Genomic DNA, 13,533 nt, shown 5'->3' with positions numbered 1-13,533 from the left:
CTGTGAGGCAAGCCGGTTCAGATGTCACCCGGCCGTGTGGCAGGCCCTCCCCGCGGCGGCTCTCCTCTCCAGACCGGCTCGGGTCCCCGGCCGCAGCTCAGCGGTGCCGGCGTGGGGCCGGGCGTTCCGGTGCGGGCGAAGGCGATCCACGCCGCGCGTACCGCCCTGCCCAGCGCGTCCACCTCCGCCCACGGCTCCGTCCCCAGCATCGGCGACGACCGCCATGCTTCGCGGGTGCCCAGCAGCAGCGGCAGTTCGAGGCAGTGGGTCGCACCGAAGCGCGAACCGGCCGGGCGCCAGTCGAGGCGGTACGTGTGGACCCGGGCCCCAGACCGCGCCAGTTCGACCCCGTAGTGTGCCAGCGGCTTCTCGTACAGGCGGCGGGTCAGCTCCGCCGGGTCGGCATCGTCCACAGGAAAGGCGGTCATGTCGTCGGCGTTCCAGCCGTACAGGACGTCCAGACCTCGTACTGTCGCGACGGCCGGTTCGCCGTCCTGAGCCGCGGGGAACTTGACCGGGAGGAAAGGGGGTTCCAGTGTACTTCCCGAGCGTCGCAGGTTGATGCTCGCGGTCTCGCGCTGGGCCGCCAGGATCGCGGGAAGTCCGGCGGTGCGCGGGTCCTCGGCCAGCAGGCCGGCGAAGACACGGCCGAGGACCTCGGAGTCCGTGCGGGGACGGGCCGTGATGGACAGCGGCGGGCTCTGGAGGATCGCCCTGTGCAGGAGCCCCCGCGCCTCCCGCATCTCCAGCAGCAGGCGCAGGGAGAGGGCGCCCGCGGACTGGCCGAAGACCGTGACGCTGCCTGGGTCTCCCCCGTAGGCGGCGATGTGCGTGCTCACCCAGCGCAGCGCTTCGAGCTGGTCGTACAGTCCGAGGTTTCCCTCACTGATGCCGTCCAGGCAGAGGTATCCGAGGGCTCCGAGGCGGTAGTTGACGCCGACGACGACCACGTCGCCCTGGGCGGCGAGCGCCCCGCCGTCGTACCAGTCCATGAGGCCGGCGCCGCTGCTGAAGCCGCCGCCGTGGAACCACACGAGGACCGGACGGGCTCCGTCGTCCAGGGCGGGGGTGGTGACGGTCAGATTGAGGCAGTCCTCGCCCTGCGGACGGGTGTCGAGCGGGGGTCCCATCACCGCGTCGAGGCGGGAGGGGAGCTGGGGGCAGATCTCGCCGCTCGACGGGCGGTGGTCGTCGGCCGCCACCGGGCGGGGCCGGGCGAAGCGTGCCGCGGTGGCGTAACGGACGGGTCCGGTGCGCACCACCGCGTCGGTGGGATCGGTCATGTGCGGCCTCCGGACAGGGGTGGTGACGAGGGTACGGAGCACCGGGGTCGGAGCAGGGACGTGACCTGCGGGGCCGGTCGGGCGACGGCCCCGGCCCCGGCCCCGCGTGTCGTTCACCCACGTGTCGTTCACCCACCTGTGGTTCAGGCGCGTGTCGTTCAGGTGCGGGCCACGGCTGCCTGCGCCGGGGGTTCGGTGGCCGGTTCCGGCGTGTTCTCCGGGACGAGGCGGAACAGCGCGATCGCTCCGATCAAACTGACGGAGCACATCCCCACGAGGTACCACGTCACGCCGGTCGACGAGCCTCCGGCGTCCAGCAGCGCGGTGGAGATCAGCGGAGCGAGTCCGCCGCCGAGGATGGCGCCGAGCTGGAGGATCAGCGAGGAGCCCGAGTACCGGACGTGGATGGGGAACGTGTCGGCGATGATGGCCCCCTGGACGCAGTGCGTCACCGGAATGACGAGACCCATGCCGACCAGGGCCACCAGCGCGAGCAGGGACTTGTTCGTGTTGAGCAGCGGGAAGAACGCCACACACCACACCAGGATGGCGACGGAACCGCCGATGAACATCGTTCTGCGGCCGTAGCGGTCGGCGAGCTTCGTCCAGTACGGAATGGTCGCGAACCAGATCACGGAGGCCGCGGTCACGCCGAGGATGAGGAACTTCTTCTTGTAGTCGAGCTCCTTCGTCCCGTACGACAGGGTGAACACCAGGAACACATAGGCCACTGCGGAGTTCGCGACCACGGCGAGGAGCGTGAGGCCGAGGCGGCGGTATCCGACCTTGAGCGCTTCCGCCAGCGGGAACCTGACCACCTCGTCCTGGTGGACGGCGTGGCTGAAGGACGGGGACTCGGTGACCCGCAGCCGGACCACCAGCCCCACCGCGACCAGGACGAAGCTCAGCAGGAACGGGACGCGCCAGGCCCACGAGGTGAACGCGTCGTCACCGGCCACGGAGTTGGTGGTGAGGAACACGATGTTGGCGAGAACCAGTCCGGCGGGGGTCCCCATCTGCGGGAACCCCGCGTACAGGTTCCGTTTGCCGGCGGGGGCGTGCTCCATCGACAGCAGGGTCGCGCCGGCGCCCTCGCCGCCCAGGCCGATGCCCTGGACGATGCGGAGCAGGACCAGCAGCACCGGCGCCCAGAAGCCGATCGCGTCGTAGTTCGGGATGGCGCCGATGAGCGTCGATCCGACGCCCATCAGCAGGAGCGAGACCACGAGCGTCGCCTTGCGCCCGATACGGTCGCCGAAGTGTCCGAAGACCAGGCCGCCGAGCGGCCGGGCGACGAAGCCGACGGCGAAGGTGCTGAACGCCGCCAGGGTGCCCGCCCCGGAACTCAGCGAGGGAAAGAACTGCTTGTCGAAGATGAGCGCGGCCGCGGTGCCGTAGAGGAAGAAGTCGTACCACTCGAGCGTGGTTCCGGCCAGCGTCGCGACGGCTGTCTTTCTCGCCGCGGTTCCGCCTCCGCCCGCGCCGTCTTCTTGAGGTGAGCTGCTCATGGGATGACCTATCACTCGGTGACGCGTTTAACGGTGGATCCTGGCCCGCTGAGACATGACGCACAAATACCGAACACGCGTCACGACATACCAGTTTGGGCATAGCCCGATTTCAGCCACAGCCTGAAGCCCGGATATACCAACTTGGGCATACAGATGGACGAGAAGTTAATTTGCCGGGCATGGCCGTTCCTCCCACAGTGAGAGGCATGACGGCAGAAACTGGGCGGTGGATCCGCAACTTCGTCGACGGACGGTTCGTCGACCCCGATGACGGCCCTGACGGCGACCGCGGCTTTGACAAGATCAATCCAGCCACCGGTCTCGTCCACGCCCGTGTTCACGAGGCGGACGAGGCACTGGTGGACCGTGCGGTGATGGCGGCCCGGCGCGCTCTCGGCGCGGGCTGGGCGGACACGGCGGTACGTGAGCGGACCGAACTGCTGCGCCGGGCGGCCGACCGGATCGAGGAGCGGTTCGAGGAGTTCGTCGCCGCGGAGATCGCCGACACCGGCAAACCGGTCACCCAGGCACGACAGCTCGATGTCGCCCGCGCCGTCGCCAACTTCCGCGCCTTCGCCGACGTGGTCGCCGCGGCGGGTCAGGACTCGTTCCTGACCGATCTGCCGGGCGGGAAGCGGGCCCTCAACTACGCGGTCCGCAAGCCCCTGGGCGTGGTCGCGGTCGTCGTGCCGTGGAACCTGCCGCTCCTCCTGCTGACCTGGAAGATCGCCCCGGCACTGGCCTGCGGCAACGCCGTGGTCGTCAAGCCGAGCGAGGAGACACCGGGCACGGCCACCCTGCTCGCCGAGGTGCTGGCCGAAGTGGGTCTGCCGGCCGGGGTGTACAACGTCGTCCACGGCTTCGGCGGTGAATCCGCCGGTGAGTACCTGACGGCCCACCCCGGGATCGACGGCGTGACCTTCACCGGGTCGTCCGCCACCGGTTCGCACATCATGAGGACCGTCGCGCCGCGGGTGCGGCCGGTCTCCCTCGAACTCGGCGGCAAGAACGCCGCGATCGTCTTCGACGACGTCGACATGGACGAAGCGCTGACCGGGCTCGCCAAGTCGGTGTTCACCAACACCGGGCAGGTCTGCCTGTGCACCGAGCGGGTGTACGTACAGCGGTCCGTGTTCGACGACATCGCAGACGGACTCGTGGAGCGCGCCGAACGCCTGAGGCTGGGAAACCCGCTGGACGGAGCGACCACCACGGGCCCGCTGATCTCACGGACCCACCGCGACAAGGTGCTGCGCTACTTCGACCTGGCCGAGCGGAGCGGCGCGAAGGTGCTCACCGGCGGCGCGGTACCCACCCTCGGCCCGGACCTCGACGGCGGCTCGTGGATCGAACCCACCCTGTGGACCGGGCTGACCAACGCCGACCGGGTCGTACGCGAGGAGATCTTCGGCCCGGTGGCCGCCCTCGTCCCCTTCGACACCGAGGCGCAGGCGATCGAGCTGGCCAACGACACCGACTACGGCCTCGCCGCCTCCGTGTGGACCAACGACCTGCGCCGCGGCCACCGGGTGGCGCAGGCGATGAACGTGGGCATGGCCTGGGTCAACACCTGGTTCCTGCGCGATCTGCGCTCCCCCTTCGGCGGTGTCGGGCTCTCCGGCATCGGGCGCGAGGGCGGCGAGTCGTCCCTGCACTTCTACACCGAGCCGACGAATGTGTGCGTACAGCTGTGAGCGAGCATCCGAACCCCCACGCCCCCGCCCGTCCCCTGAGTGCCGTGTCCGATGACCCCGTCGATGACCCCGTCGAGGCCGCCGTCGAACTGCTCACCACCGCGGCCGCCGCCCGCACGCCCTGTGCCCCGGTCCGTCAGTACCTCGGTACGAGCGACCTCGACGCCGCCTACGAGGTGCAGCGCCGCGTCGCCCGGGCCCGCGTCACGGCCGGCGCACGCCGGGTGGGCGCCAAGATCGGGCTCACCGCCCCCGTCGTGCAACAGCAGTTCGGTGTCTTCCAGCCGGACTTCGGCGTGCTCCACGACGACATGCTGTACGCCCACACCGAGCCGCTGCCGCTCGGCCGGTTCCTCCAGCCGCGTGCGGAGGGTGAGATCGCGTTCGTGCTCGGCCGTGACCTCGACCGGCCCGGCGCGTCCGTCGCCGACGTGCTGCGGGCCACCGAGTTCGTGCTGCCCGCCATCGAGATCGTCGACTCCCGGATCGCGGGCTGGGACCTGGCCATCACCGACACCGTCGCGGACAACGCGTCCAGTGGCGCGGTCGTCCTCGGCACCACCCCGTATCCGCTGGCCGGCCGGGATCTGGCCCGCGTCGGCATGACGCTGCGCCGGGAGGGTGAGCCGGTCTCCCACGGCGCGGGGCACGCCTGCCTCGGCTCACCGGTCGTCGCCGTGGCCTGGCTGGCCCGCGAACTGGTCCGGCGCGAGCAGCCGTTGCGCGCCGGGGACGTCGTGATGTCCGGTGCGCTCGGCCCGATGGTCCCGGTCACCGGACCTGGCCGGTTCCGGCTGGAGCTGGACGGGCTGGGAGAAGTGGAAGCAGTCGTCGAGGAGGAAACCAAGTGAGTCCAGCGACCACCGGACCGGGCGGCACGCCCCCGACCACGACGGGCACGGTCCCCGTCGCCGTCATCGGCTCCGGCAACATCGGCACCGATCTGATGATCAAGGTGATGCGGCTGTCGAAGACCCTGCGCATGGGCGCCATGGCCGGTATCGACCCGGCGTCCGACGGTCTCGCCCGGGCCGGACGCCTCAAGGTCGCCACCACGGCGCGCGGGATCGACGGCCTCGTGGAGATGGACGAGTTCGCCGGTATCAAGGTCGTGTTCGACGCGACCTCCGCGAAGGCCCATGTCCGCAACGCCGAGATCGCCCGGCGGCACGGCAAGCTGATGGTCGACCTGACCCCGGCCGCGCTCGGCCCGTTCGTGGTGCCCCCGGTCAATCTGGGAGAGCACCTGGACGAGCCGAACGTCAACATGGTGACCTGCGGCGGCCAGGCGACCGTCCCCGTCGTCGCCGCCGTCTCCCGGATCGCCCCGGTGGCGTACGGCGAGATCGTCGCGTCCATCGCGTCGAGGTCGGCCGGTCCCGGCACCCGGGCGAACATCGACGAGTTCACCGAGACCACCAGCGAGGCCATCCGCGTCGTCGGCGGCGCCTCGGTGGGCAAGGCGGTCATCGTCCTCAACCCGGCCGAGCCGCCCCTGGCCATGCGCGACACCGTGTACTGCCTCGTCGAGGGTGCGGTGGACGCGGCGACGCGGGAGCGGATCGCCGGCTCCGTACGGGACATGGCCGCCGAGGTCCGGGAGTACGTCCCCGGCTACCGGCTCAAACAGGACGTGCAGTTCGACCCCGTCGAGGACGTCATGGTCCCGGCGCTGGGCCGCCGGATCACCGGAGTCAGGGTCACGGTGTTCCTGGAGGTGCTGGGCGCGGGCCACTACCTGCCCGACTACGCCGGAAACCTGGACATCATGACCTCCGCCGCGGTCAGGACCGCGGAACGGATCGCCGTACTGCGAGGATGGGCGGACGCGTGAAGATCTACGTACAGGACGTGACCCTGCGGGACGGCATGCACGCCATGGGGCACATGTACACCCTCGATCAGGTACGCCGGATCGTCACCGCGCTCGACAAGGCGGGCGTCGCGGCCGTCGAGGTCGCGCACGGCGACGGACTCGGCGGGTCGAGCGCCACCTACGGCTTCGGCTCCCACACCGACGAGGAGTGGATCGAGGCCGCCGCGGAGGTACTGGAGCACGCGAAGCTGACCACCCTGCTGCTTCCCGGCATCGGCACCATCGAGCACCTGCGCCGCGCCTACGACCTGGGGGTGCGCAGCGTCCGGGTCGCCACCCACTGCACCGAGGCCGACGTGAGCGCGCAGCACATCGCGTGGGCCAGGGAGCACGGAATGGACGTCTCGGGCTTCCTGATGATGAGCCACCTCAACTCCCCCGCACGCCTGGCCGAGCAGGCCGCCCTGATGGAGTCGTACGGCGCGCACTGCGTGTACGTCACCGACTCCGGCGGGCGGCTCACCACGCGCGACGTCGCGGAGCGGATCGACGCCTACCGCCAGGTGCTGGACGAGGGTACGCAGATCGGCATCCACGCCCACGAGAACCTCTCGCTCTCGGTCGCCAACAGTGTGGCCGCCGTCGAGCACGGCGCGTACCGCGTCGACGTGGCACTGGCCGGGCAGGGCGCGGGGGCCGGTAACTGCCCGGCGGAACCGTTCGTCGCGGTCGCGGATCTGCTGGGCTGGGAACACGGCTGCGACCTGTTCGCACTCCAGGACGCCGCCGACGACATCGTCCGCCCCCTGCGCAGCCGCCCGGTGCGAGTGGACCGCGAGACGCTGACCCTCGGCTACGCCGGGGTGTACTCCAGCTTCCTGCTGCACGCCGAACGGGCGGCCCTGCGCTACGGGATCGACACCCGGCAGATCCTGCTGGAGGTCGGACGGCGGCAACTGGTCGGCGGCCAGGAGGACATGATCGTCGACATCGCACTGGACCTGGCCGCGCGAGGCGGGGCCGGCACCGAAGGGAGCGCCGCATGATCACGGCTCGGACCGTCGAGACCCTGGCGGAGCGGCTCGACACCGCGCAGACGACGCGCACCGACGTACCGAGCCTCGCCGACACGCACGCGTTCGGCATCGGCGAGGCCTACGCGATCCAGGCGGCGCTGCTGGCCCGCCGCGAGGCGCGCGGCGAGCGGGTCACCGGGGTCAAGCTGGGCTTCACCAGCAAGGCCAAGATGGCTCAGATGGGGGTGTCCGACGTGATCGTCGGACGGCTCACCGACGCGATGCGCGTCCCGAACGGCGGCGATCTCGATCTCGCGCGCTTCATCCACCCGAAGGTGGAGCCGGAGGTGGCGTACCGGATCTGCCGTGACGTGGACGTGGAGGACCCCACGACGGACATCGAGTCCTGTGTGGACGCCCTCGCCCCGGCGCTGGAGGTCATCGACTCCCGCTACCGGGACTTCCGGTTCACCTACGAGGACGTCGTCGCGGACAACACGTCGGCCTCGGCGTACGCGATCGGTGCCTGGCGGCCCCTGGAGAGCGTGCCCAACCGGGCGGTACGGCTGGTGAGCGGGGCAACGGAGGTGGTCGGCTCGACCGCCGCGATCCTCGGCGACCCGGTGCGCGCCCTGCACGCGCTCGTGGACATGTGCCGGCGCCGGTCCATCCCCCTGCGGGCCGGACAGGTGGTGCTCGCCGGCGCGGCGACGGCGGCGGTGCCGCTGACCGCCGGCGTCACCGCCTGCGAGGTCGCGGGGCTCGGCACGGTGGAAGTGAGGGTCGTCGGATGAGCGACGCACGCGTTCTCGAGGGACGGGCCACCCCGCGCGGCCGCTTCCCCCACCTGAAGGTCGTCGGCGATCTGGTCTTCGTGTCCGGTACGAGTTCACGCCGGCCCGACAACACGTTCGTGGGCGTCGAGGTCGACGCCATGGGCACCACGAACCTCGACATCCGCGCGCAGACCCGCGCGGTGATCGAGAACATCCGGGACATGCTCGCCGAGGTGGGCGCCGGACTCCACGACGTCGCCCAGGTGACCTCGTACCTGGTGTCGATGAACGACTTCGGCGGATACAACGAGGTCTACGGCGAGTTCTTCGACGAGCACGGCCCGACCCGTACGACGGTGGCGGTGCACCAGCTGCCGCACCCGCACCTGCTGATCGAGATCCAGGCCGTCGCCCACCTGCCCCGGGCCTCCCGGGCCCCGGCAGCCCCCGGTACATCCGCATCGCACAGCACGGAGGTGGTCTCATGACCGACATTCCCGAGGTCATCGATTTCCAGGGTTGGATCGACGAGCACGCGCACCTGCTCAAGCCGCCGGTGAACAACCGGACCATGTCGCTCGGCAACGACTTCATCGTCCAGATCGTGGGCGGCCCCAACCAGCGTACGGACTTCCACCAGGAGCCGTACGAGGAGTGGTTCTACCAGGTCAGGGGCGACATGCACGTCAACCTCATGACCGGGGACGGGCCGCGGACCGTACACATCAGGGAGGGCCAGGCGTGGCTGCTGCCCGGCAACGTCCCGCACTCCCCGCAGCGCCCCGACCCCGAGTCGATCGGTCTGGTCATCGAGCGGGTCCGCGAGGAGGGCACCCTGGAGCGCTTCCAGTGGTACTGCCTGAACTGCTCCGCCCTGATCCACGGGATCGAACTCCAGGTCAGGGACATCGTCGAGGACCTGCCCCCGGTCTTCACCGAGTTCTACGAGAACGAGCGGGCCCGCGTCTGCCGCGAGTGCGGTGCGCTCCACCCCGGAAAGGGCTGACCGGTGGACCAGGTGATCGACATCCACACCCACTACGTGCCCCGGGGCTGGCCCGACCTGACGGCCGACGGCGGGCCGGACGCGCCGTGGCTGCGGGTGGAGACCGAGTCGGACGCGGTGATCATGATGGGGACCAAGGAGTTCCGGCGGATCCGCTCGGACTGCTGGGACGCCGAGGTCCGGCTGCGGGACATGGACGCGGACGGCGTGCGCACCCAGGTCGTCTCCCCGACACCGGCCTTCTTCTCCTACGGGCGCAGCGGCCGGGAGGCGACGAACATCGCGCGGATCTTCAACGATCTGGCGCTGGAGATCGTCGAGCCCGCACCGGACCGGCTGATCCCGTTCTGCCAGGTGCCGTTGCAGGACCCGGACGCGGCCTGCCGCGAGCTGGAACGCTGCGTCGCGGCCGGGCACCGCGGGGTCGAGATCGGAAACCACGTCGGTGACCAGGATTTGGACAGCGAGGGGATCGTCACCTTCCTCCAGCACTGCGCCTCGCTGGACGTACCGGTGTTCGTGCACCCGTGGGACATGGCTACTTCCCCTCGGCTGGACCGCTGGATGGCCCAGTGGCTGACGGCGATGCCCGCCGAGACCCACCTGTCGATCCTGGCGTTGATCCTGGGCGGGGTCTTCGACCGCGTCGACGACCGTCTGAAGATCTGCTTCGCGCACGGCGGCGGATCGTTCGCCTTCTGGCTGGGCCGGATGGAGAACGCCTGGCACGGACGCAACGACGTCATCGGCACCTCGCGGTTCCCGCCGTCCCACTACCTCGGCCGCTTCTACGTCGACTCCGTCGTCTTCGACGAGCGCGCCCTGCGGCTGCTGGTCGACACGGTGGGCGCGGACCGGGTGATGGTGGGCAGCGACTACCCGTACCCGCTGGGCGAGCGTCCGGTCGGTCAGGTGGTCCGCAAGAGCCAGTTCCTCGACGACGCCGACCGGCGGCTGATCGGCCACGAGAACGCCGAGCGGTTCCTCGGACTGTCCGGTGCCTGACCAGGCCCTGTCCGGAGTTTCCCGTCGTCTGCCCGAAGGGCAGGCCGCGCGGCGTCCGGTGCGGTGCATCGGCGTGCGGCCGGATCGTCCTCGTACTGGACGTACTTGGATGATTCGGCCGTGCGCCGAGGTGCCGTGCCAGGCGTCGCGCGGCAGACGGGAAACTCCAGACAGGACCTAATCTAACGCGGCCGACCGCCCGTCCGCGCGGCCATCTCGTCGGCGACGGCCTCCAGGCTCCGGATGAGGGCCTCGGCGGAAGGGCTCAGCGTCCGGGCGGCCGACCGGGTCAGCCCGACGCTGTGCCCGATCGGGTCCAGCGGAACCGACAGCCGCACTATGCGGTTGTCGTCGCGGACGATCAGGCTGGGGAGCACCGCGACGACATCAGTCTCCAGCAGGAGCTGACGGATGGTCAGGAAAGAGGTGGTCTCCACCCGGTTCAGCGGCAGCGCGAACCCGTGGCGGCCGAACAGCTCCTCGATCTCCCGGCGCAGCACGGTCTCCGCCCCGGGCAGGATCCAGGGGTGGTCGACCAGCTCCGCGAGCTCCACCCCCTCCCGGCCCGCGAGCGGGTGCGTGGCCCGGACCACCGGTTCCACCGACTCGTCGTAGAGCTTGCGGCGCTCCATCCGTTCGTCGGAGGATGCGGTCAGCCGCCCCACGACGAGGTCGACGCGCCCCGCCTCCAGCTCCAGCAGCAGCGCCTCCGGCGCCCCCTCCCGCACGATCACGGTCAGGTAGGGGCGCTCCTTCTTGAGCGCGGCGATGGCCCGCGGCAGGAGCACGTTGGAGCCGGCCAGGTGCGTGCCGACGACGACCGTGCCCCGGTCGGCGTCGGCGAGCTCCACCACGTGCCGCCCCGCCTGGGTCAGCTGGGCGAGGACCGCCCGCGCGTGCCGGGTGAACGCCTCGCCGAACACCGTCGGGGTGACGCCCCGGGGGCCGCGTTCGAACAGCGGCACGCCGAGGATGTCCTCCAGCTCGTGCAGGCTCCGGGTCGCGGCGGGTTGCGTCACATGGAGTTCGGCGGCGGCGCCGACGACGCTTCCCTGGCGCGAGAGCGCGTCGATCAGGACCAGGTGCCGGAACTTGAGCCGGCCGTCGAGCAGGCGGGGAGTCTCCACCCCGTGACTCTATCCACCGCCGCCCGCCGCTCCCCGGCCGTGCGCGCACGTGCCCAGGGCCGGTCCGATACGCGGCTGATACACGGCCGAGCCCTGCCGGATGCCCCGGGGCGACACACGACAGGCAGAATTGCGGGCAGTACGAGGTCAGCGCCGCCCTGCGGGATTCCCGCGGTGGGCGGCCGGCAGAGAGGTCGGGCCCAGTGAGCGAGGAGGACGCCCCGGCGCCCGTGACGATCCTGCTGGTCGAGGACGACGAGGTCATCCGCAGGTCCGTCACGCTCGCGCTGGAACGCTACGGCTACCGGGTCGTGTCGGCCTGTGACGGTCTGACCGGACTGGAGCTGTTCCGGGAGGGCCGCCACGGTCTGCTGCTCCTGGATGTGATGCTGCCCGGCCTCGACGGCATCGGGCTGTGCCGGCGGATCAGGGAGACCAGTATGGACCCGGTGCTGATGATGTCCGCGCGCGGTGACGCCCTGGACGTGGTCTCCGGTCTGGAGGCGGGTGCCGACGACTACGTCGTCAAGCCCGTCGACACCGCGGTTCTGGTGGCCCGTATCCGCTCGCTGCTGCGGCGGGCGGTCTACACGCCCGCCGCCCCGCCCGCCTCCGCCCCGCCCGCCGCGGACCGGGGGCGGCCGGAGCGGTCCGGTGCCGACGGGCGTGCCCTGCTGGTCTTCGGCGACCTGACCGTCGACACGGCGGGCCTCGAGGTGTCGCTGGCGGGCCGGCCCGTCGCGCTGGCCCCGACCGAACTGCGGCTGCTGCTGGAGTTCGCCGCGCACCCCGGCACCGTGCTCGACCGGCAGACCCTGCTGCGCGACGTGTGGGACTACGGCTGGGACGGGGACAGCCGCGTGGTCGACCTGTGCGTGCAGCGGCTGCGGAAGAAGATCGGGGCCGACCGGGTCGAGACCGTCCGCGGGTTCGGCTACAAGTTGCGGCGCTGACGTGGACGCCGTTCGTGACCTGCTCAACTGGCGTTCACTGCGCTGGAAGACCTGTCTGCTCGTCACCGTGTGCTGCTGTGCCGTCGCGCTGACCATCGGGACCCTGGTGCACTCCAGCACCCGCGCCCGGTCGATGAACGACGGGGCCGCCAGGGCCACCGCGGCACTCCTCGGTGACGTGGAGGCCTACGAGCGGGACGGCGTCCCGCCCCGGGGGCTCCACCTGGTGCCGGGGGAGCTTCCGGACGAGTTGCTGCGCCGGCTCGACGACCGGCAGGAACCGGAGCCGAACCACGACACGGTCACCTGGTACGAGGATCCGGACGCCGGGGACCACCCCTCGATGTGGGCGGCACGCAGCTACCGCGGCAAGCCCGTCGCCACGGAGACCGACATGACCTCCGACCTGCTCACGCGTCGTGCCCTGGACCGGCACATGTGGAAGTACTCCCTTCTCGCCCTGGCCGTCGTCGTTCCCCTGTCGGCGCTCGCCGCCGAGCTGCCGTACCGCCGGCTGCGGCGGGTGGCGCGCACCACACGCCGGATCACGGACGGCGATCTGACCGCCAGAACCGGAGCCGGCCGCGGCAACGACGAGATCACCGCCATCTCGGCCACGGTCGACTCGATGGCCGACAGCCTGCACCAGCGGCTGTTGACCGAACAGCGCTTCACCGCGGACGTCGCCCACGAACTGCGGACCCCGCTGATGGGCCTGGTCACCGCGAGCGGACTGCTCCCCGAGGGGGAGGTGACCGGCCTGGTCCAGGACCGGGTGCGGGTGCTGCGGACCCTGGTCGAGGACCTGCTGGAGATCTCCCGGCTCGACGCGGGCGCCGAGCGGGCCGAGCCGAGAAGGGTGCCGCTGGCCGAGGTGGTCTCCGAGTCCTTGGACCGAACAGGGCTGCACACACGGTTCACCGCGAGGGACGCCCTGTCCGCCGAGACCGACCCGCGCCGGCTCGACCGGATCGTCACCAACCTCGTCGTCAACGCCCACCGGCACGGTCGCGCGCCCGTCGAGGTCACGGTCGCCGGCACCACGGTGACCGTGCGGGACCACGGTCCCGGCTTTCCGCCCGCGTTGCTGACCGGGGGACCCCAGCGGTTCCGCACCGGCGCGCCGGAACGCGGTCGGGGCCACGGCCTGGGGCTCACCATCGCGCTGGGCCAGGCCCAGGTCCTCGGTGCGTCGCTGTCGTTCGCCGACGCGCCCGACGGCGGGGCCGTCGCCACCCTCCGGCTGCCGACCGCTGCCGACTGACACCGGCCAACCGTGCGCGGTCCGGCCACGTCGCCGTGTGCCGGGCCGCTGTGCAGGAGCCGATACACAACGGATGACCGGC

The 13,533-nt window shown here is 71.1% G+C and carries 13 protein-coding genes; 10 read left to right on the top strand and 3 right to left on the bottom strand.

Going from position 1 to position 13,533, the window contains the following annotated elements:
- Window positions 1–17 precede the first annotated feature (17 nt).
- Both ACFY93_RS12895 and ACFY93_RS12890 read right to left on the bottom strand, forming a co-directional pair.
- Window positions 18–1,283, bottom strand: coding sequence for a carboxylesterase family protein (locus tag ACFY93_RS12895; RefSeq protein ID WP_391357020.1), 1,266 nt, complete (start codon window positions 1,281–1,283; stop codon window positions 18–20).
- A gap of 158 nt (window positions 1,284–1,441) precedes the next feature.
- Complete coding sequence (locus tag ACFY93_RS12890; RefSeq protein ID WP_391357018.1) at window positions 1,442–2,791, bottom strand: MFS transporter; 1,350 nt, start codon at window positions 2,789–2,791, stop codon at window positions 1,442–1,444.
- 209 nt (window positions 2,792–3,000) lie between these two features.
- Here ACFY93_RS12890 and ACFY93_RS12885 point away from each other — a divergent pair, with 209 nt between their 5' ends.
- The 8 genes from ACFY93_RS12885 to ACFY93_RS12850 are packed head-to-tail and all read left to right on the top strand — an operon-like array spanning window position 3,001 to window position 10,107.
- Window positions 3,001–4,488: a 2-hydroxymuconic semialdehyde dehydrogenase gene (locus ACFY93_RS12885; RefSeq protein ID WP_391357015.1), complete on the top strand. Its 1,488-nt coding sequence runs from the start codon at window positions 3,001–3,003 to the stop codon at window positions 4,486–4,488.
- A gap of 44 nt (window positions 4,489–4,532) precedes the next feature.
- Window positions 4,533–5,339: a fumarylacetoacetate hydrolase family protein gene (locus tag ACFY93_RS12880; protein WP_391357013.1), complete on the top strand. Its 807-nt coding sequence runs from the start codon at window positions 4,533–4,535 to the stop codon at window positions 5,337–5,339.
- Window positions 5,336–6,322, top strand: coding sequence for an acetaldehyde dehydrogenase (acetylating) (locus ACFY93_RS12875; RefSeq protein ID WP_391357012.1), 987 nt, complete (start codon window positions 5,336–5,338; stop codon window positions 6,320–6,322). The genes ACFY93_RS12880 and ACFY93_RS12875 overlap by 4 nt, the downstream gene beginning before the upstream one ends.
- A complete protein-coding gene (dmpG, locus tag ACFY93_RS12870) occupies window positions 6,319–7,350 on the top strand; it encodes a 4-hydroxy-2-oxovalerate aldolase (protein ID WP_391357010.1) in 1,032 nt (343 codons plus the stop codon). Before ACFY93_RS12875 ends, dmpG begins: the two co-directional genes overlap by 4 nt.
- A complete protein-coding gene (locus ACFY93_RS12865; protein WP_391357008.1) occupies window positions 7,347–8,114 on the top strand; it encodes a fumarylacetoacetate hydrolase family protein in 768 nt (255 codons plus the stop codon). Before dmpG ends, ACFY93_RS12865 begins: the two co-directional genes overlap by 4 nt.
- Window positions 8,111–8,584, top strand: a complete 474-nt coding sequence (locus ACFY93_RS12860) for a Rid family hydrolase (protein WP_391357006.1) — start codon at window positions 8,111–8,113, stop codon at window positions 8,582–8,584. Before ACFY93_RS12865 ends, ACFY93_RS12860 begins: the two co-directional genes overlap by 4 nt.
- Window positions 8,581–9,102: a 3-hydroxyanthranilate 3,4-dioxygenase gene (locus ACFY93_RS12855; RefSeq protein ID WP_391357004.1), complete on the top strand. Its 522-nt coding sequence runs from the start codon at window positions 8,581–8,583 to the stop codon at window positions 9,100–9,102. Before ACFY93_RS12860 ends, ACFY93_RS12855 begins: the two co-directional genes overlap by 4 nt.
- 3 nt (window positions 9,103–9,105) lie before the next feature.
- A complete protein-coding gene (locus ACFY93_RS12850; RefSeq protein ID WP_391357002.1) occupies window positions 9,106–10,107 on the top strand; it encodes an amidohydrolase family protein in 1,002 nt (333 codons plus the stop codon).
- A gap of 182 nt (window positions 10,108–10,289) precedes the next feature.
- Here ACFY93_RS12850 and ACFY93_RS12845 read toward each other — a convergent pair whose 3' ends face one another.
- A complete protein-coding gene (locus ACFY93_RS12845) occupies window positions 10,290–11,234 on the bottom strand; it encodes a LysR substrate-binding domain-containing protein (protein ID WP_391357000.1) in 945 nt (314 codons plus the stop codon).
- A gap of 203 nt (window positions 11,235–11,437) precedes the next feature.
- Here ACFY93_RS12845 and cseB point away from each other — a divergent pair, with 203 nt between their 5' ends.
- Together cseB and ACFY93_RS12835 are read left to right on the top strand one after the other, a co-directional pair.
- Window positions 11,438–12,187, top strand: coding sequence for a two-component system response regulator CseB (gene cseB / locus ACFY93_RS12840; protein ID WP_391356998.1), 750 nt, complete (start codon window positions 11,438–11,440; stop codon window positions 12,185–12,187).
- 1 nt (window position 12,188) lies between these two features.
- Window positions 12,189–13,451, top strand: a complete 1,263-nt coding sequence (locus ACFY93_RS12835; protein WP_391356996.1) for an ATP-binding protein — start codon at window positions 12,189–12,191, stop codon at window positions 13,449–13,451.
- Window positions 13,452–13,533: the final 82 nt, after the last annotated feature.

The sequence above is a fragment of the Streptomyces sp. NPDC008313 genome (assembly GCF_042956125.1).
Lineage (GTDB): Bacteria > Actinomycetota > Actinomycetes > Streptomycetales > Streptomycetaceae > Streptomyces.
Note: the sequence above shows the minus strand (reverse complement) of the source record. Positions and strands in the feature narration are given on the sequence as shown.